The sequence below is a fragment of the Patulibacter brassicae genome, from assembly GCF_033949425.1.
Classification (GTDB): domain Bacteria; phylum Actinomycetota; class Thermoleophilia; order Solirubrobacterales; family Solirubrobacteraceae; genus Patulibacter; species Patulibacter brassicae.
This window is the reverse complement of the sequence record NZ_JAXAVX010000011.1, coordinates 1-15,622: the sequence shown is the minus strand read 5'-3', so window position 1 is coordinate 15,622 and position 15,622 is coordinate 1. Positions and strand designations below refer to the sequence as shown.

Below are 15,622 nucleotides of genomic sequence, written 5' to 3'. Positions count from 1 at the left end.
GGCCGGGGGCTTCCTCGTTCTCGGGCACGGGCCCCCGCGTCCACGACCCAACGAGCATGCGCGCCCCTCCTCCGCGTGCCGGGAGCCGAGCGTTCCGCCGCCGCGGAAACGGACGCGTCAGCCGCACCTCGGCAGCGCCCGAGGCCCCAGGCGAAGCCGTCCAGCGTTCGGCTGGATGACGATCCTCGCCCGCGTTCGACCGGCGCTCCAGGTCGACCAGACCGCCCGCGTCCCGTCCCACCCGATCAACGCCGCGGTCCGGGGGATGCGCAGCGTCCGCCCACGGCTGCCTCTCACATCGGTCAACCACGTGCCGCGACACGAGAGCGTCCGGCGTCCGACCCTCCGCGAGCCGTCGAGCGACACCAGGACGCGCTTACCGGCGAGGCTGGCACGAACCCCCGTAGCACCCCGAACACGAGACCCCACGCCGTACAGCCTCCCGGCCGTGCTCAACGCGACCGGGCGGAGGCCGCGCCCCTTCGGATCGACCACGCGCACGACGGCCGCCCCGTCATCGGTCAACGGCACCTCGACCGCCGACCGGCGATGCGGCAGGCCCGCTCGCCGCGCAACCGTCTCGGTGTTCACCGTCCAGGCCCGCCGGCCGTCAGCCCACCGAACCGCCTGCAGGTCGCCGTAGCCCCCGACAACGGCCCCCGAAGCGTCCCGCTTCCACCGCGACCGCTTCGTGTCCGAGTAGAAGCGAACCAGCGGACCACCGAACAGCTTGTCCGTCCTTGGCAGCGACAGAGGCAGCACCACCTGCGAGATCAGATCGCGGTACACGCCGGTCGCCCGACCGTTCATGGATTCGCTCACGACTGGTGCGTTGCCGACCACGAAAGAGCCGAGCTCGGCGGGCCGTGTCGCGTCCTCCTGATGAAGGAGCTCTCCGGTCGCGGTGCTGAAATAGGCCCGCGTCTCAGTAGGACTCGACGCCATCCCGAAACCACTGCTCGGATCGAACCCCCCAGCCGGAACGGCCTTCCACACGCCCTGGACGATCGCCACGCCGGGGCTCCACGCGAACCTCGTCGCGAGGAACTGGTTGAACGGCAGGTTCGCCTCGCTGACGCCCCCCGGCGCCCGCAGGGCATCAGTCCTCAACGCGACGGTGCTCCGCGCGCCATCCTTCAGCGCGACCCGGCTGACGGCGTATCGCCCGTTCGCGATCGCACCCAGCGACCACGTGGCCACCGGACACGACCGGGGAGGAGCTGTTGGACTCCACGGCGATCGGCGACGTGATGGTCCCGGCCACGGCTGCCGCGGGACCGACGAGCAGTCCCGCAACGGCCAGCAGCGTCGATGTGATGGGGCGTCGCTTCATCGCACTCTCACTTCGGGTTGGGGCGCGCCTGTTCCGGCTCCTGGACACCCAGTGTCGAGAGGAATCCGGCGATGCGCGCCATACGCCGGACCCTGGAACCCGAATCGGCGGATCAGCCGTCGAGTGGATCGGCCTCGGCGAGCTCCGCGACGGTCCCGGCCGGGACGATCGCTCCGGCGTCGTCGACGACGAGCACCTCGTCCCCCACCACGGTGGCGCCGTAGCGGCAGCGGACGTCGAGGACCTGCGGCACGCCTCCGGCGCCGACGCCGCGCCGGACGGTGCGGTCCAGGCGGCCGGAGCCGAGCCCGCAGGCGAGGAGCAGCCGGCTGTCCGGCGTGACCGCCAGCGCGATCGGCGCGCGCCGGAAGGGGCTGCGGACGGTGGGCAGGCGGGGGCGATCGGCACGGCCGGTGCGCTCGGCGTCGCCGCCGCCGAGGCGATCGGCGACCCAGATCCGGCCGCGGAGGTCGGTCGCGATCGCCAGCGGGTCGTGCCAGCCGCGGGAGCGCCGGCGCGGCTCCTGCCCGGCGCGGCCGCCGGGATCGATCGTCACCACGCGCCCGAGCAGCGAGCCCTCCTGCGCCGCGCTCGCCAGGCGGCCCTGGTCGCCGATGCCCACGACGACGCGTCCGCCGGGCAGCGCCGCGAGGCCGCCCCCGACGCGCAGCCGCCCCGCGCGCGGGCCGACCCAGACCGTCCGGGGCCGCAGCCCGTCGCGCAGCGCCACGACGACGAGCCGCCGTCCCGTCCGCCGCACGAACGAGACGAGGACCCGCCCTCGCCGGTCCACGGCGATGCCGCGCACGCCGGCGCTCGCGCCGGGCACGACCGGCAGGTCCGCGACGAGCACCGGGGCGACGACCCGCGTCCCCTCGAGCGTCGCCCGCAGCACGCGCCCCGTCCCCCGCTCCGCCCAGACGAGGGCGCGCCCGCCGTCGGCGGGCGTCAGCGCCACGGGTGGCGTGGTCGGCCGCTCGTCGCGGGGCGGCAGGTCGACGGTGCCCGGGGCGTCGGGCAGATCCGCCACGACGGGCGGCGGCGGCGGAGCCAGCGCGCGCGGCCCCGGATCCGAGGCGGCGAGGACGATCGCGGCCGCGGCGGCGAGCGCCGCGGCGAGCCACCCGGCGATCGTCCGCCGGGTCACGAGCCGCGGGTCGGAGGCCATCGCGGCGGAGGCTCGCAGACCCGGCGGCGTCCGGCGCGCCGGGCCGGCGTCAGATCTTGATCAGGACGATCGTGTTCACGACGAACACGATGCAGAAGAACACGGTCCAGCGGTTGAGGTTCCGCTCGACGTAGGAGCCGCCGCCGAGCGGGCCCTGGCCCGTTCCGACGCCGAACGCGCCCGACAGCCCGGCGTCCTTGCCGGAGTGCATCAGGATCAGTGCGATCAGGACGACCGACACGAAGACCTGCAGAATCGAGAGCACGACCTCCATCGCCGCGAAGGGTAGCTCAGTCGGCGCGCTCGGGGCCCGCGGCGCTGCCGGTCGCCTCGGCGCCGCGCGCCGGTGAGGACGCGGGCGGCGCCTCCGACGTCACGCCGAGGGCGTCCAGCGCGTGGAGGATCTCGACGGCGTCCGAGCGCAGTCGGCGGTCGATCGCCCGCCAGTCCTCGTCGGAGAGCTTGCCGGTCGCGTGGTCGAGCTCGGCGTCGCGGATCTCGCGGTACTTCGCGGTCCGCGCGGCCTCGAGGTCGGCGCGGCGCAGGTCGTCCCGGTCGGCGGCCGCCGCCGCGGCACCCGGCCAGAGCGGCTGGCCGAGCAGCAGCACCACGCCGACCATCGCGACGAGCAGGACGAGGATCGCGAGCCCGTTGCCCACGTCAGTCCCCCGCGGGCGCGCGGCCCAGGTCGCGCACGACCCGCGCGCGGTAGCCGGCGCGCACGCGCCGCGTCTGGGCGTCGGCCGCGGGCCAGATCGCCAGCAGGCCGCCGAGCAGGGCCAGGAGCGAGCCGATCCAGATCCAGGTGACGCCGGGGGCGACGATGACCTGGAACGTGATCGCGGACGGCCGCGCCCGGTAGAACGCCGCGACGTTCACCGCGGCCTGCGCCGAGTTCGCGAACGGCGCCTCGGTCTTCTCGAGTCGCTTGTCGATCGCGGTCAGGACCGCCGCCAGGGCGTCGCCGTCGGGGGCCATCGCCACCCACAGGTCGCGGGTGGCGCCCGTGTCGAGCGCGACCTCCGTGGCCGCCTCGCCGAGGAAGAAGCGGCTCACGGGCCCGAGCGAGGTGTCCGTGGAGGGGTAGTACTCGCGCGTCGGCTCGATCGTCTCGATCCGGCGGCCGTCGCGGTACACGCCGACCCGGGCGCCGAGGATGATCTTCCGCAGCTGCTCGGAGCCGCCGTCGCGGGAGGTCTCCCAGTCGCCGATCGCCTTCTCGTAGCGCAGGTCGTAGCCCCCGACGGAGAAGCGGTCGCCGACCTCGGCGTGGATCCGGCGCTGCTCCTTGAACCCCGAGCTCGCGGCGACGGCGATCACGAGCACCGCGATGCCCGCGTGCACGAGGTAGCCGCCGTAGCGGCGGCGGTTGCGCGCGACCTGGCGCACGAGCGCGAGCGGCAGCGGCTCCCCGCTGGCCCCGCGCCGCGCCCGAGCCCCGCGCTGGAGCTCCTGGCCGACGGCGCCGAGCACGAAGCCGCCGGCGACGACGGCGATCGCGACGTCCACGCGCGCGAGGCCGCCGAGGATCCCGGCCGCCACGACGGCCACCACGACGACCGCGAGCGGCCCGCGGACCTGGCGCCATGCGTGGGCGCCGGTCGTCCGACGCCAGGCGGCGAGCGGGCCGAGTCCCATGAGCAGCGTGACGATGAGCGCCAGCGGCCCGACGAAGCGCCCCCACCAGACGGTCTCCAGCGGGCGCTGCTGCCCGGTGATGAGCTCGCCGATCAGTGGGAAGAACGTGCCCCAGAGGATCACGACCACGAGCGCGACGAGCACGACGTTGCCGGCGAGGAAGAACGCCTCGCGCGAGAGCAGCGAGTCGATCCGGTGCTCGGAGCGCAGCACGTCGCGTCGCCACGTCACGAGCGCGATCGAGCCGCCCGCCATGACGACGAGCAGCAGCAGGAACGGGATCCCGAGGGTCGAGGCGCCGAAGGCGTGGATCGACGACAGGACGCCCGAGCGGACGATGAACGTGCCCAGGACGCAGAGGACGCCGACGCCGAGGATCAGCGAGACGTTCCAGGTGCGGAGCATGCCCCGCTTCTCCTGGATCATCACCGAGTGCAGGAACGCGGTGCCCAGGACCCAGGGCATGAGCCCGGCGTTCTCGACCGCGTCCCACCCCCAGTAGCCGCCCCAGCCGAGCTCGGCGTAGCTCCACCGCGCGCCGAGGACGAGGCCGATGCCGAGCAGCAGCCAGGCGCCGAGGGCGAAGCGCCGGGTCGCCTGGATCCACTCGGCCCCGACGCGGCCGGCGATGAGCGCCCCGACGGCGAAGGCGAACGGCACCGCGAAGAGCGTGTACCCGCCGTAGAGCATCGGCGGGTGGATCATCATCGAGGGGTACTGCAGCAGCGGGCTGAGGCCGACGCCCGCGATCGGCACCTGATCGAGCGTCGTGAACGGCGGCGTGAGGAACGTCAGCATCGCCAGGAACGCGCCCGCGAGAGCGAGGAGCACGGCCTGCGCCCACGGCACGACGTCCGACATCCGGCGCCCGAGTCGCCAGAGGATGAGCGCGGTCCAGAGCGACAGGAACCAGGCCCACAGCAGCAGCGAGCCCTCCTGGGAGCTCCAGGGCGCGGCGATCCGGTAGAGCAGCGGCGTCGTCGCCGAGGAGTGGTCGGCGACGACCTCGAACCGCAGGTCGGTCCGGACGAAGAGCACCTCCAGCAGGAGGAAGCTCGCCGTCAGCAGGGCCGCGAGCGCGTAGGCGGCCCGGCGCCCGGAGCGCTGCCAGGCGGCACCGCGCGGTCCGTCCGTCGCCGCGATCCGGGCGGCGGCGATGCTCGCGCCGGCCCCGTAGAGGGCGACGGCGAGCGCGAGGGCGAGCAGCCCGTGGCCGAGCAGGGCCATGCAGGCCCTACGAGGTCTTCGTGGCGGCGGATTCCGAGCCGTCGTCGAACTTCGACGGGCACTTCGTCACGAGCGAGTCCGGCTTGCCGGTGAAGGCGCCGCCCTTGCCCTCGGGGCCCTGGCGGACGGTCACGATGACCTCGCGGCCCTCGCGGAACGGGTCGGGCACCTGGCCGCTGTAGCTCACCGGGACCGACGCCTGACCCTTGCGGTCACGGACGTGGAAGAGGAGCTTCTCGCCCTGCCGCTTCACGGTCCCGGGGACCACGACCCCGGTCAGGCGGTAGTCGACGCCGGCCTTCGCCTCGCGCAGCTCGCTCGGCTGGCGCGCCTCGGCAGAACCGGCGAAGCTCGTGTACAGCAGCACGCCGGCGAGCACCACCGCAGCGGAGATCGCGAAGGTCAACCGAAGCGTCCGCGACATGGCCCGGAAGTATGGCGCGCCACGCCGCCGTCCGCGCCGCGGCCCCGACCCGGCCGTTCTTCCTACTGGGGGTCGCGTCTGTTCGACCCGTCTGGCGAACACCGATGTTCGCCGCTACCATCGGGAGCGGGATGAGCGCGCAGAGCCAGACCGCCCACCGGCGCCCGGGGACCGCGAAGGAGCCGCGACCGCCGCTGAGCGCCGGTCAGCGCCTCGGCGCCGGCGTGATCTTCGTCCTCATGCTCGCCGGCGGCATCTTCATGTGGGCCGGCAGCCCGTACCTCTGGATCCGGATCGCGGCGTCGCGCGCCGACAGCCAGAACCTCTCGATGGGCCAGGTGCTGTTCATCCTCCTGGCGATCGGCATCACCGGGTTCGTGATGGTGAAGATCCTCGCCTGGCTCAACGGGCTCTACACGCGGGTGACCGGCGGCGACGACGAGGTCGTCATCCGGATGCCGTGGACGCAGTCGATGCGCGACGGGCGCACCACGGGCCGCGTCACGACGGTGCTCGACGTCGTGATGGTCATCTCCGTCTGCCTCGCGATGCTCGCCGCGGGGATCTGGTTCTTCTTCTTCGCCGGCGACACCCTGCATCATGGGGAGGACCGCTCCGCCCTTCCGATGCAGCAGGTGATCGCATGGCCACCGCAGACCTGACCGTCCTCGGCCTCGGCCGCGCCGAGGCCTCCGCCTCCGCCTACGTCGCGGAGATCCAGCGCCGGCTCGCCGCCCAGGACGAGGTCCGTTACCGGATGCACGCGATGGGGACGTCGCTGGAGGGCGACGCCGAGGCGATCCTCCGCGTCGTCGCCCAGTTGCACCGCGTGCCGCTGGAGCTCGGCCTCCCCCGCGCCTACACCGTCCTGAAGCTCGACGAGCGCACGGACAAGCCGGACCAGACGCTCGACGACAAGGTCGCCAGCGTCGAGGCCCGCCTCGCCGAGGACTGACGGTCGGCCCGCCCGCCCCGCCGCCGAGCCGCGGGACGGGACGGGACCTGCTCAGTCCGCGTCCGCCGGCTGGTTGAGGTTCCACTCCATCCAGCCGGTGCCGCGGCGCCCGTCGGCGGTCCGCACGTCGACCTGGGCGCGCGGGAAGTGGCTGCGCCGGCCGTCGTCGGCGAGCAGCAGGACCGCCCCGAACGCGCGCGGCGTGGCGGTGAGCTCGAGCCCGGACGGCTGGAGCGTCGTCGTCGTCGGGCCGAAGCGCCCGTCCGGTGCGACCTCCATCGCGACGGTGCCGCCCTCGAGCTCGTCGATCGCGCCGTCGCGCTGGACGTAGCCGACCGCCAGGCCGGGGCGCGCGGGCAGCATCACCGCGTGGATCCGCGTGCCGTCGTCGAAGTGCAGGGCCGACCACATCCAGTCCGTGGCGAACCAGTCGCGGGCGCCCCAGGAGTGGTCGCGCTGCCCGGGACCCTCGAGGGCGATCTCGACCCCGTCGATCGTCACCGTGCCGGCGACGCGGCACGGGATCTCGTAGCGCGTGGCCTGCCGCCACTGGAACGGCACGCCCTCCGTCGTCCACGTGAGGTCGAACGCGACCGGCACCGGCGTGCCTGCAGCGCCCCGCAGCGGCGCGGCGTGGTCCTCGTGCGCGGCGCCCGTCGCCTCGAGCGCCACGCGGAAGCGCTCCAGCGGCTCGAGGACCTCCTGGTGGGCGCGCAGGCCCGGACGGTCGATCGCCTGACGCTCGTCCTCCAGCGGCGGCAGCGGCGCCTCCGCGTCGACGACCATGATCGCCGGCCCGTCCGCGCGCACGATCGCAGCGGTGAACAGCGTGCGGTCGGCGTTCGGCACCCGGCCGATCCGCGTGTAGACCGCCAGCGAGCCGTCGGCGGCGATCGCGTCGGCGTACCAGCTCTCGTTCCAGGCGAGCTCGGCGCCGGCCTCGTGGCGCCCCTCGTCGGCCGCCGCCGGGCGCAGCGGCGCGGGCTTCGCGCCCGGCTCGGGCAGGAGCGACAGCGCGTCGAGGTCCAGCGCCTGCTGCGCGGCCCGGGCGATCCACGTCACGAACATCTCGTCGCCGCGGTCGGTGCGCTGGGTGACCATCGACGCCGCCATGACCATCACGAGCCCGGCGAAGCACCGCTCGCGGTAGCCCTCCCAGCAGGCCTCCCAGTCCAGCCCGGTGGCGCCGAGGCGCAGGAGCTCGCCGTGGTAGGCCCGGATCAGCCGCTCCTCGTGCGCGCGGCGGTCCTCGGCGTCCAGCGCGCCCCCGAGGAAGTAGCTCGCGTCGTGCATGACGGGGCCCCAGCCGACCGTCTGCCAGTCGACGACCCGGACCGCGCCGACCTCGTCGTAGAGGAGGTTGTCCAGCCGGAAGTCGCCGTGGACGAGGCCCAGCGGCGGCCGGCGCGCGGCGTCCCAGGCGTCGAGCGCCGGGACGAGCCGCCGGCAGACCTCGGCGTGCTCGGGGGCGATCCGGTCGCCGTAGCGCTCGAGGAATCCCGGCAGCAGCGCGGTCAGGAGCTGCTGGTTCAGCGGGTTCGGCAGGTTGAGCCAGTCCTCCGAGCCGAGGTGCAGGTCGTTGAGGATCGGCGCGTGGACGCGCGCGAGCGCGAGCAGCGCGCGCTCCGCCTCGTCGGGGGTGCAGCCGGCGATCTGGTCGCCCTGGCTCGCGCCGTCGACGTCCTCCAGCACGAGCGTGAACCAGCCCTCGGCGGGATCCTGGACGGCGAGATGGCAGCCCGGGATCGGCGCGCCGAGGCGCGCGGCGAGCTTGCCGTAGAACGCGATCTCGCGGCCGTAGGCGCCCATGCCGACGCCCGTCGCGCGGCTCGCCGCGTCCTCCGAGGCGAGCTTCACGACGACCGATCCGGTCGCGTCGCCGTCGCGCCAGCGGACCCGGTGGGTGCCGCTCATCTGGCCGGTGCCGATCGGCACGGCCTCCTCGATCGCCACGTCCGGCCGCCCGAGGACCCGGCCGAGCCAGTCCGGGGTGATCGCGTCCGCGGTCCGGATCAGCAGGCCGTCGGTGGTCGTGCTCATGCGCTTCGTGCTCCCTCGGTGGTCTCCCCCGATCCTCTCCGGGGCGGGGCGGCGCCGGGTGGGCTCGGACCACATCCTGCGACCGGGGGCCGTGGGGGCCGGTCCCCGGTGCATCGCGCGACGGATCGGCGGGTATCACCGGCAACGCGACGGACCGGCCGGCTGCGCCCGTGGCCGGCGGCGGCTCGGCGCATCCCCGACCCCGACCTCCCCCGCACCCATCGGACATCCAGCGACGACCCCATCCCCGCCCTGCTCCGCGCCGGTCCGGCCCGCGGCCCCGGCGGCGCGACGGACCCCGCCGATCCGGGTCGCGTCCGTTCCGGCCTCCCACGTCTACGTCCGGCACCTCGCCGACCCCGGCGGCCGCGACGGCGTCGTCCGGCTGGCGGACGTCCCGCCCGCCGACGGCGCGAAGGTCCCCGGGGGCTGGTGGCCGCCGGTCATCCTCGATGCGGACTGGATCCGCGCGAACCACGAGACCTTCGACGCGTTCCACGTGCACTTCGGGTTCGACGCGAAGACCCCGGAGGAGCTGCGCGAGGTCGTCGCGGCCCTGCGCGAGTGCGGCAGGCCGCTCGTCGTCACGGTCCACGACCTGCGCAACCCGCACCACGCCGACGTGGCGCTCCACGACCGCCAGCTCACCGAGCTCGTGCGCGGCGCGACGGCCCTCGTCACGCTGACGCCGGGAGCGGCGGCGGCGATCGAGGCACGCTGGGGACGCCGTGCGCGCGTCATCCCCCATCCGCACGTCGTCGAGCCGGCGCGGATGCGGCGTCCCCGGCCCGCGCGGTCCGGGTTCGTCGTCGGCGTCCACGCGAAGAGCCTGCGGGCGAACATGGACGTCCCGGCGGTCGCCGCCGCCCTCGCGGAGACGGTCGCCGAGCTGCCCGACGCGACGTTGCGGATCGACCTGCACGACGAGCTGCTGGACCCGGACGACCACTGGTACGCGCCCGATGTCGCCGAGGAGCTGCTGGCCCTCGGCCGCACCCATGAGGCCGTCGAGGTGCGCGTCCACCCGTACTTCTCCGACGACGAGCTCTGGGACTACCTCCAGGAGCTCGACGTCTCGGTCCTGCCCTACCGGTTCGGGACCCACTCCGGGTGGCTCGAGGCCTGCCACGACCTCGGGACCGCCGTGGTGGTCCCCGACTGCGGCCACTACGCCGAGCAGGGTCCGCCGTGCCTCCTGCACCACCACGACGAGGACGGCCTCGACGCGGCGTCGCTGCGCGCCGCGGTGCGCGCCGCCCACGCCGATCGGGCGGCGCCGCGCAAGTCCCCGGAGGTCCGCATCGCGCGACGCCTGGGCGAGCGTCGCGCGATCGCCGCTGCGCACCGGGAGGTCTACGAAGCGGCGCTGGCCGCCGGCCCGCGGCCCTGAACGACGAATCCCCGGCCGTGGCCGGGGACTCGGGGAGGAGCGGCAGACGAGGCTCGAACTCGCGACCCTCAGCTTGGGAAGCTGATGCTCTACCAACTGAGCTACTGCCGCACGCTGCGGGCGAGGATACCGCGACGCCCGGAGCGCGCGTCGCGCCGCGGGTCGCGGACGGTCGGCGAGCGCCCGCGCGCCGCAGCGGATCGTCGCGCGGCCGGACGCTCTACCGTTCCTCGGCGATGCGTCGCTCCGCCGTGCCGGTGCTGCTCGGGCTCCTCGGCCTCGCCCTCGTGGCCCTGCTGATCTACGCGATGGCCCGGCCGGGCACGGGCGAGGACGAGCGCGACACGCTCGACGCCCAGGTGCTCGCGGGCAAGGTCGTGCCGGCGCCGGACGCCGACCGGGCGCTGCCGCGGCTCGGCGCGTCGGGCGAGCTGCGCCTGGCCGACCTGCGCGGCAAGGTCGTCGTCCTGAACGTCTGGGGCTCGTGGTGCGTGCCGTGCCGGCGCGAGGCGCCGCTGCTGGAGCGCACCCACCGGGCGCTCGCGAAGGCCGGCGTCGGCACCGTGCTGGGCGTCACGAACCGCGACACGCCCGAGGACAGCCTCGCGTTCGCGCGCGACCAGGGCATGACGTTCCCGTCCGTCCGCGACCCCGGCAGCCGGCTGGCCAACGCCTACGGCGCGATCCAGGTGCCGGAGACGTTCGTCATCGACGCCGAGGGCCGGATCCGCGCCTTCGACCGCGGCGAGACGAGCATCGACTTCCTGCGCCGTGCCCTGAAGCTCGCGCGCGTCCCCGACGCGGCGCTGCCGGCCCGATGACCGTCGCCGCGCCGTCGCGACGCGCCCTCGTCGCCCTCGCGGTCTGCGCCCTGCTCGCGCTCGCCGCGGCCGTCCTCGTCGCGCCCGGCGGCGCGACGGCGGCCACGCCTCGCACGAGCGTCGAGGCGGTCGAGCAGCGCCTCATGTGCGTCACCTGCGGCACGCCGCTGAACCAGTCCGACGCCCCGCAGGCCGAGCGCGAGCGGCGCCACATCGAGCGCCTCGTCGCCCAGGGCCGGACGGAGGACGAGATCGTCGACTCGATGGTCGACATCTACGGTGAGCAGGTCCTCATCGACCCGCCCAGCGGCACCCTGCGGACGCTGCGCTGGCTGCTGCCGGCCGCGGCGTTCCTGCTCGGCGCCACGCTGCTCGTCGTGCTCGTGCGTCGCTGGCGCCGGCGGCGCGCCGAGGCCGAGGACGCGGCGGCGAGCGGCCCCGCCCCGGAGGACGACGACGGCCTCAGCGACGAGGACCGGGCGCGGCTGAACGCCGAGCTCGAGCGGTTCCGATGAGCGTCCTGGCGGCCTCCGACGTCGATCCCACGGTCTTCGCGGCGTTCGCGGCCGGCCTCCTGTCGTTCGCCTCGCCGTGCGTGCTGCCGCTCGTGCCGGGCTACCTCTCGGTGCTCACCGGCGGCGAGTCGGTGCGCCCGGCCGCGGAGCGGCGAACCGGGGCGATCCTCGGCCCGAGCGCGCTCTTCTGCCTGAGCTTCGTGCTCGTGTTCGTCGCCCTCGGGCTGTTCGCGACGGGGATCGGCGCGCCGCTGGCGTCGAGCAAGACGACGCTCGAGGTCGTCGCCGGCGTCCTGCTCATGGTGATGGGCGCCGTCTACCTGCTGACCCCGCTCGTGCCGGTCCTCAACCGCACCCTGCGGCCCGAGGTCCTGCTCCGGCGCGCCGGCACCGGCGGCCCGATCGTCGCCGGCATGGCGTTCGCGATCGCCTGGACCCCGTGCACCGGCCCGATCCTCGGCGCCATCCTCACCACGGCCGCCACCCGCGACGGGGTCGGCGGCGGCGCGTTCCTCCTCCTCTTCTACGGGCTCGGCCTCGCGGTCCCGTTCCTCGCGGCGGCACTGGCGTTCGAGAAGGTCACCGGCGCCGCGCGGATCCTGCGCGACCACTACACCGTGATCACGATGGTCGGCGGCGTGCTGCTGCTCATCGTCGGCTGGCTCGTCGCCAACCACGAGATGACGCGGCTGGCCAACGACGCGCGCCAGCTCATGGAGGACCTCGGCCTCAGCGGCGCCGTCGAGGCGATCGAGCGCTGAGCCGCGCCCGGGCGCTACATGCGGTCGGGCGCGTCGACGCCGAGGATCCCCAGCGCGGCGGCGAGGACGGACGCCGTGGCCGTGCAGAGCGCCAGGCGCCGCTCGCGGACCGGCTCCGGCACGCCGGCGGCGAGCACCGGGCAGTCGCGGTAGAAGGCCGAGTACTGCCGCGCGAGCGCCAGCGCGTAGGTCGCGATCCGGTGCGGCGCGCGACGGTCGGCGGCCTCGGCGACCTCGTCGGGCCAGGAGAGCAGCGCGAGCAGCAGCTGCCGCTCGCCGTCGACGATGCCCTCGTCCTCCTGGGCGCCGGTGCCGGCGTCGCCGGTCCGCTCGCCCGCGGTGGCGCGCTCGAGGATCGAGCGGATCCGGGCGTGCGCGTACTGCACGTAGTAGACCGGGTTCTCCTGCGACTGCGCCCGGGCCTCGTTGAGGTCGAGGTCGATCGTCGTGTCGTGCGAGCGAGCCAGCAGGTACCAGCGCGCGGCGTCGACGCCGATGTCGTCGACGAGGTCGTCGAGGGTCACGAACTCGCCGGCGCGCTTGCTCATCTTCGCCCGCTCGCCGTCCTCGAAGAGGTTCACGAACTGCGTGATGAGGATCTCGATCTGGTCGGCGCGCCCGCCGAGGGCCACGAACGCGCCCGTCACCCGGGCGACGTAGCCGTGGTGGTCGGCGCCGAAGACGTCGATGATCCGGTCGAAGCCGCGGACGCGCTTGTCGTGGTGGTACGCGACGTCGGAGGCGAAGTACGTCGGCCGACCGTCCGCGCGACGCATGACGCGGTCCTTGTCGTCCCCGCTGTCGGTCGTGCGCAGCCAGAGCGCGCCGTCCTGCTCGAACGACCGGCCCTGCTCGGCGAGGACGCCGAACGCCGCGTCGACGAGGCTCTCGCCCCCGTCGTCGCCGGTCTCGTAGAGCGACCGCTCGCGGAACCAGCGGTCGAACGTCGTGCGGAACCGCTCCAGCGACGCGGCCTGCCGGCCGACCATGAGCGCGACGCCCTCCAGCGCGACCTCGTCCACCGGGCGGGTCGCGGCGTCGGGGATCTCGGCGGCGACGTCGGCGACGTAGTCGCCCTGATAGCCCCCCTCCGGGACCTCCTCGCCGCGCGCCCGGGCCTGCAGCGACCGGCCGAAGAGCGTGACCTGGTTGCCGTGGTCGTTGACGTAGTACTCGCGGTGGACGTCGTGCCCGTGGAAGGTCAGGAGGCTCGCGAGCGCGGAGCCGAACGCCGCGCCGCGCGCCCCGCCGATGTGGACCGGGCCGGTCGGGTTGTTCGAGACGTACTCGAGGATGATCCGCTCGGCCTCCCCCACGCCCGCGGCGCCGAAGCGCTCGCCGGCGGCGACGACCTCCCCGAGCGCCGCGTCGAGCCACGCGTCGGAGAGCCGCAGGTTCAGGAAGCCGGGTCCGGCCACGTCGACCTGGGCGAGGCCGGCGCCGAGGTGCTCCTGGAGGGCGACCGTGAGCCGCTCGGCGATCATCGGCGGCGCCGCGCCGACGATCTTCGGGAGCAGCATCGCCGCGTTCGTGGCGAAGTCGCCGTGCGCCGCCTGCTTCGGCCGCTCCAGCGACGGGGCCGACCGCGGTCGCTCGCCACCGGTGACGTTCAGCACGGCGTCGTCCAGGACGTCGCGCAGGCGCTGCAGCGGTGAGGCGATGGTCGGGTCGGTCACGGCTCCACACGATACGAAGCCGCCTGGGCCCAGGGCGGCGCGGCACCCGCCCGCGAGCGGCACGCGCTCGCGAGGGGCGTCCGAGCGCGGGTCAGCGACCGCGCAGCCGCGCCCGGGCGGTGAGCCAGGTCGCGTGGCCGATGGCGTTGAAGACGACGCCGACGACGTTGAAGGGGTCCGCGCCTCGCCCCTGGCGGATCTCCTGGGCCAGGACGACGGAGTCGACGATCTCGTTGCCGTGGTTGAGGTCCACGGCGGCGCGGACCTGCTCGGTCGTCGACGCGCGCAGCGCGACGGCGCCCACGACGATGTCGCGGCTGCCGAGGAAGGCGTTGAACCCTCGTGCGTCGGGATGCGGCTCCATCCGCAGCAGCCGGAACATCAGGCGCGGGGCGAGGATCGCCACGACGCCGTAGCCGATCCGGATCCCGGCCCAGACGCGCAGCGCCTGCTTCGTCCGCTCCACAGGGTCTCTCGTCTCCATGCGCCGACCCTACACTGCGTTCGAACACAATGTTCGAATAGGCGTCGCTCGCTCGACGGCCGGCGGGTCGGTCGGCGAGGATCCGCCGGTGGACCTCCCTGCGACGTTCCGGGCGCGCCTGACCGCCGTGCACGGCGAGGACGGCAAGGCGTGGCTCGACGCGCTGCCCGCGACGATCGACCGGTGGCGGGCGCGCTGGGACCTGCACGCCCTCAGGTCCCTGCCCCCGAGCTACGGCTGGGTCGCCGCGGCCGAGCGCCGGGACGGGACGCCGTGCGTCCTGAAGCTCGTGCCGCCCGGGGCAGAGACGATCGAGAGCGAGGCGGCGTGGCTCGCCCTCGCCGACGGGCGAGGCGCGGCGCGGCTGCTGGCGTCCGCGCCGGACGCCGGGGCGCTCCTGCTCGAGCGGCTGCAGCCGGGCACGCCGCTCGCGGCGCTCGTGCCCGATCGGGACGAGGAGGCGTGCGCGATCCTGGCCGCGGTGATCTCCGCGCTCCCGGGGCCCGCGGCGCTCGAGGACCCGCGGGCCGCGGCGCTGCCGACGCTCGCCGCGCGGACGACCGAGCTCGCCGATCACCTCGCGGGCGCCGCGGACCCGCTGCCCGGCGGCGTCGTGGCGCTCGCCGACCGGGTCGCGCGCGAGCTGCTGGCGACCGCCGGTCCCGACGTCCCGCTCCACGGCGACCTCCACCACGACAACGTCCTGCGCGACGGCGGCGCCTGGCGCGCGATCGATCCGCACGGCCTGCGTGGCGACCCCGCGTACGAGATCGCGCCGCTGCTCTACAACCCGCTCCCCCTCGGGCCCGCAGTCGCGACGCTCGCCGCCGGTCGATGCCGCCGCCTCGCGGCCCTCACGGGCCTGCCCGAGGACCGCCTCCGCGCCTGGGGCTTCGTCCAGGCCGTCCTCTCCGCCGTCTGGTCGCTCGACGAGGACCCCGAGCCGGACGCCCACGTCCTCGCGGTCGCCGAGGTCCTCGCCCCCTGAGGCCGTCCCCGGCGGCTGAGGCGGTCGCCTCGACGATGCTCGGGGCGGGCCCCGGTCCCTCCCGGGTGCCCCGAGCCGCGCCGATCCCGATGGCTGAGGCGGTCGCCTCGACGATGCTCGGGGCGGGCCCCGGTCCCTCCCGGGTGCCCCGAGCCGCGCCGATCCCGATGGCTGAGGCGGTCGCCTCGACGATGCTCGGGGC

16 protein-coding genes and 1 tRNA gene are annotated in these 15,622 nt (G+C 74.9%); 7 read left to right on the top strand and 10 right to left on the bottom strand.

The window, feature by feature from the left end:
- Positions 1–117: 117 nt before the first annotated feature.
- From SK069_RS16115 to SK069_RS16090, 6 genes are all read right to left on the bottom strand, one after another.
- Entirely contained in the window at positions 118–1,200 is a 1,083-nt protein-coding gene (locus SK069_RS16115; protein ID WP_319955274.1) for a hypothetical protein, read from the bottom strand.
- A 245-nt stretch (positions 1,201–1,445) separates the two neighbouring features.
- Positions 1,446–2,501, bottom strand: coding sequence for a hypothetical protein (locus tag SK069_RS16110; RefSeq protein WP_319955273.1), 1,056 nt, complete (start codon positions 2,499–2,501; stop codon positions 1,446–1,448).
- Between the two features lie 49 nt (positions 2,502–2,550).
- Positions 2,551–2,775, bottom strand: a complete 225-nt coding sequence (gene secG, locus SK069_RS16105; RefSeq protein ID WP_319955272.1) for a preprotein translocase subunit SecG — start codon at positions 2,773–2,775, stop codon at positions 2,551–2,553.
- 16 nt (positions 2,776–2,791) lie between these two features.
- Positions 2,792–3,160, bottom strand: coding sequence for a hypothetical protein (locus SK069_RS16100; RefSeq protein ID WP_319955271.1), 369 nt, complete (start codon positions 3,158–3,160; stop codon positions 2,792–2,794).
- A 1-nt stretch (position 3,161) separates the two neighbouring features.
- The gene (locus SK069_RS16095) at positions 3,162–5,366 is read right to left on the bottom strand and encodes a heme lyase CcmF/NrfE family subunit (protein ID WP_319955270.1); all 2,205 of its coding nucleotides are present in this window, start codon (positions 5,364–5,366) and stop codon (positions 3,162–3,164) included.
- A 7-nt stretch (positions 5,367–5,373) separates the two neighbouring features.
- Positions 5,374–5,790, bottom strand: coding sequence for a cytochrome c maturation protein CcmE domain-containing protein (locus SK069_RS16090; protein ID WP_319955269.1), 417 nt, complete (start codon positions 5,788–5,790; stop codon positions 5,374–5,376).
- Positions 5,791–5,921: 131 nt separating this feature from the next.
- Here SK069_RS16090 and SK069_RS16085 point away from each other — a divergent pair, with 131 nt between their 5' ends.
- Together SK069_RS16085 and SK069_RS16080 are read left to right on the top strand one after the other, a co-directional pair.
- Positions 5,922–6,452, top strand: a complete 531-nt coding sequence (locus tag SK069_RS16085; protein ID WP_319955268.1) for a hypothetical protein — start codon at positions 5,922–5,924, stop codon at positions 6,450–6,452.
- Positions 6,434–6,745, top strand: a complete 312-nt coding sequence (locus tag SK069_RS16080) for an MTH1187 family thiamine-binding protein (protein WP_319955267.1) — start codon at positions 6,434–6,436, stop codon at positions 6,743–6,745. Before SK069_RS16085 ends, SK069_RS16080 begins: the two co-directional genes overlap by 19 nt.
- A 51-nt stretch (positions 6,746–6,796) precedes the next feature.
- On the opposite strand, the gene SK069_RS16075 is transcribed toward SK069_RS16080, so the two are convergent.
- The gene (locus SK069_RS16075; protein WP_319955266.1) at positions 6,797–8,785 is read right to left on the bottom strand and encodes a phosphotransferase family protein; all 1,989 of its coding nucleotides are present in this window, start codon (positions 8,783–8,785) and stop codon (positions 6,797–6,799) included.
- Positions 8,786–9,089: 304 nt separating this feature from the next.
- Here SK069_RS16075 and SK069_RS16070 point away from each other — a divergent pair, with 304 nt between their 5' ends.
- Entirely contained in the window at positions 9,090–10,175 is a 1,086-nt protein-coding gene (locus SK069_RS16070; protein ID WP_406628306.1) for a glycosyltransferase family protein, read from the top strand.
- A gap of 38 nt (positions 10,176–10,213) precedes the next feature.
- Here SK069_RS16070 and SK069_RS16065 read toward each other — a convergent pair.
- Positions 10,214–10,286: transfer RNA gene (locus SK069_RS16065), tRNA-Gly, on the bottom strand.
- Positions 10,287–10,411: 125 nt separating this feature from the next.
- Between SK069_RS16065 and SK069_RS16060 the strand changes: the two genes are divergently transcribed.
- Genes SK069_RS16060 through SK069_RS16050 form a run of 3 tightly spaced genes read left to right on the top strand, consistent with a single transcriptional unit; the run spans position 10,412 to position 12,272 of the window.
- Positions 10,412–10,996, top strand: coding sequence for a TlpA family protein disulfide reductase (locus SK069_RS16060; protein ID WP_319955264.1), 585 nt, complete (start codon positions 10,412–10,414; stop codon positions 10,994–10,996).
- On the top strand, positions 10,993–11,511 hold the full coding sequence (locus tag SK069_RS16055; RefSeq protein WP_319955263.1) for a cytochrome c-type biogenesis protein: 519 nt from the start codon (positions 10,993–10,995) through the stop codon (positions 11,509–11,511). The genes SK069_RS16060 and SK069_RS16055 overlap by 4 nt, the downstream gene beginning before the upstream one ends.
- Complete coding sequence (locus SK069_RS16050) at positions 11,508–12,272, top strand: cytochrome c biogenesis CcdA family protein (protein ID WP_319955262.1); 765 nt, start codon at positions 11,508–11,510, stop codon at positions 12,270–12,272. The genes SK069_RS16055 and SK069_RS16050 overlap by 4 nt, the downstream gene beginning before the upstream one ends.
- A gap of 14 nt (positions 12,273–12,286) precedes the next feature.
- Here SK069_RS16050 and argS read toward each other — a convergent pair whose 3' ends face one another.
- Together argS and SK069_RS16040 are read right to left on the bottom strand one after the other, a co-directional pair.
- Positions 12,287–13,948, bottom strand: a complete 1,662-nt coding sequence (gene argS, locus SK069_RS16045; RefSeq protein ID WP_319955261.1) for an arginine--tRNA ligase — start codon at positions 13,946–13,948, stop codon at positions 12,287–12,289.
- A gap of 91 nt (positions 13,949–14,039) precedes the next feature.
- Entirely contained in the window at positions 14,040–14,432 is a 393-nt protein-coding gene (locus SK069_RS16040) for a hypothetical protein (RefSeq protein WP_319955260.1), read from the bottom strand.
- An 88-nt stretch (positions 14,433–14,520) separates the two neighbouring features.
- On the opposite strand from SK069_RS16040, the gene SK069_RS16035 reads away from it, so the two are divergent.
- Positions 14,521–15,420, top strand: coding sequence for an aminoglycoside phosphotransferase family protein (locus SK069_RS16035; RefSeq protein WP_319955259.1), 900 nt, complete (start codon positions 14,521–14,523; stop codon positions 15,418–15,420).
- The last annotated feature ends 202 nt before the right edge of the window (positions 15,421–15,622 follow it).

Coding starts and splice junctions, on each gene's coding strand:
- SK069_RS16085 (WP_319955268.1), top strand. CDS start 5,922: ATGAGCGCGCAGAGCCAGACCGCCCACCGGCGCCCGGGGACCGCGAAG.
- SK069_RS16060 (WP_319955264.1), top strand. CDS start 10,412: ATGCGTCGCTCCGCCGTGCCGGTGCTGCTCGGGCTCCTCGGCCTCGCC.
- secG (WP_319955272.1), bottom strand. CDS start 2,775: ATGGAGGTCGTGCTCTCGATTCTGCAGGTCTTCGTGTCGGTCGTCCTG.
- SK069_RS16110 (WP_319955273.1), bottom strand. CDS start 2,501: ATGGCCTCCGACCCGCGGCTCGTGACCCGGCGGACGATCGCCGGGTGG.
- SK069_RS16040 (WP_319955260.1), bottom strand. CDS start 14,432: ATGGAGACGAGAGACCCTGTGGAGCGGACGAAGCAGGCGCTGCGCGTC.
- SK069_RS16090 (WP_319955269.1), bottom strand. CDS start 5,790: ATGTCGCGGACGCTTCGGTTGACCTTCGCGATCTCCGCTGCGGTGGTG.
- SK069_RS16095 (WP_319955270.1), bottom strand. CDS start 5,366: ATGGCCCTGCTCGGCCACGGGCTGCTCGCCCTCGCGCTCGCCGTCGCC.
- SK069_RS16050 (WP_319955262.1), top strand. CDS start 11,508: ATGAGCGTCCTGGCGGCCTCCGACGTCGATCCCACGGTCTTCGCGGCG.
- SK069_RS16080 (WP_319955267.1), top strand. CDS start 6,434: ATGGCCACCGCAGACCTGACCGTCCTCGGCCTCGGCCGCGCCGAGGCC.
- SK069_RS16055 (WP_319955263.1), top strand. CDS start 10,993: ATGACCGTCGCCGCGCCGTCGCGACGCGCCCTCGTCGCCCTCGCGGTC.
- SK069_RS16075 (WP_319955266.1), bottom strand. CDS start 8,785: ATGAGCACGACCACCGACGGCCTGCTGATCCGGACCGCGGACGCGATC.